Annotated in this window: 3 protein-coding genes and 1 pseudogene; 3 read left to right on the top strand and 1 reads right to left on the bottom strand. The window is 65.2% G+C overall.

Annotated elements, in window-relative coordinates; all coding sequences use genetic code 11:
* The 3 genes and pseudogenes from SSP24_RS42330 to SSP24_RS42320 all read left to right on the top strand — a co-directional run.
* Window positions 1-221 (top strand): hypothetical protein (locus SSP24_RS42330; protein ID WP_141316578.1); only part of this gene is annotated, 221 nt, incomplete at its 5' end.
* Between the two features lie 202 nt (window positions 222-423).
* Window positions 424-846, top strand: coding sequence for a hypothetical protein (locus SSP24_RS42325; protein ID WP_141316576.1), 423 nt, complete (start codon window positions 424-426; stop codon window positions 844-846).
* A 93-nt stretch (window positions 847-939) separates the two neighbouring features.
* Window positions 940-1,224: pseudogene (locus SSP24_RS42320) on the top strand (transposase); the annotation flags it as partial.
* Here the strand turns inward: SSP24_RS42320 and SSP24_RS42315 are convergent.
* Complete coding sequence (locus SSP24_RS42315) at window positions 1,210-1,614, bottom strand: hypothetical protein (protein ID WP_141316574.1); 405 nt, start codon at window positions 1,612-1,614, stop codon at window positions 1,210-1,212. The pseudogene SSP24_RS42320 and the gene SSP24_RS42315 overlap by 15 nt on opposite strands.
* Window positions 1,615-1,666: the final 52 nt, after the last annotated feature.

Here is a 1,666-nt window from a genome sequence, read left to right as displayed (position 1 = left end):
CGGCCGCAGTCCACGTCAGTGCTTACCCCGACGGCAGCATCCGGTTCCGCGTGGACGGCCTGCCGTATGTCCTGACCGAGGCATACCTCAGCGGCAACCCTGAGAAGGACCACGCGATCTTGAAGGTATCGCCCGGCAAGCAGGGCAGCAGCGCTTCGCACAACTATGTGGAATGGCTGGAGAGCAAGAACCGCATCCAGACGCAGAAAACGCCCCGTTGATGGGCCGGGCCGGGACCGACAACGAGCCGCAGAAGCGAACAGGGCCCCGGCGTTCTGCCCTGGATGTCCCTTTCGCGGTGATCTTGTGTCGTGCGAAGTCCCGGCGTGGGCTTGGTCGTGTCACAGCCGTGTGACCACTCTGGCCCCCAGCACCTGGCCTGCGCATGATGTCCCCCGGACGTACAAGATCCAGGGGGGAATCATGCGTATCCGTACCACCACCGCAGTCGTCACCGCCGTACTCGCCGTCAGCCTTGTGGGCTGCAGCAGCGACAACGGCACCGACAGCAAGGCCGACACCGCCCTGAGCAGCGCACCTGCGGCTCCGAACACCGCGGACAGCAGTGACACCTCCGAGGCCGACAAGGTCGCCCTCCCCGAGCCCACCGGCGACAAGAGAACCGCCGTCATCGCGGCCATAAAGGACGTCAATCCCAAGCTCGCCCAAGACGAGGACAAGGCCATCGAAAAGGCGCGCTACCAGTGTGTGAACCTCGACGGGGGTGTCTTGGACACGGTCAACAGTGCAATGGAACTGTTCTCTTACGACGGCGTCATGCTGACTGAGGACGACGCACGGCACCTCAACATCGGGCTGCGCAACACACTCTGTCCCGAAACCTGATGAGCCACCGCCTCCGGCCCGGCCGCATCCGTATGCGGCCGGGCCTCGCCGTATCCGACGTGTGCATCGTCCGCGGCCCCGGCACGCACCCAGGCCGCGCACAAGGGCAGCGACATCCGCCGCTGGGCGAGGAAGAACAAGGTCGAGTTGTGCTTCACCCCGACCTACGCCTCGTGGGCCAACCCGATCGAGGCGCACTTCGGACCGCTGAGGCAGTTCACCATCGCCAACTCCAACCACCCCAACCACACGGTGCAGACCTGGGCCCTGCACGCCTACCTGCGGTGGTGCAACGCCAACGCCCGCCACCGCGACGTCCTGGCCGCCGAACGCAGGCCTGACCGAAGGGGCAAATCTCTGCCGTCAGAGCACCAATGACGCGCGCAGTGCATCAAACACGCCACGAAGCTCCGTGGCGTCGATCGGGTCGATTTCCATCTGCAAGTGACACGCGCCGTCATCGCCGTTGGGAGTCAGGCGCACGAAGAAGGCGAAACCATCCTGGACAGCTTCGGCGTTCAGCGTCAGCGGATTGTTGCGGCCGGGAGTCACCGCCGCCGAGAAGCGGCGACCCGACGGAGCGCGCAGATGGGAGAGCATCCGGGCGACGAAGTCCGCGATCTCCCCGGCGCTGAGGTAGGCGGTGAAGTCGGCTCTCAGACACGAACACCAATCGGCGGTCACTCGCCAATCATCCCCGCCTGTATGGGCCAGCTCCAGCCACGCACTATCGCTGCCGAGGCGTATCCGTGGTCGCTCCATCGTCATGCCCTCCGACACCTCGGTACTGGAGCCGTGATCCTACAAAAGCAGCACCACC

The organism is Streptomyces spinoverrucosus (assembly GCF_006539505.1).
GTDB classification, from domain to species: domain Bacteria; phylum Actinomycetota; class Actinomycetes; order Streptomycetales; family Streptomycetaceae; genus Streptomyces; species Streptomyces spinoverrucosus.
This window is presented reverse-complemented; position numbering and strand designations above follow the sequence as displayed.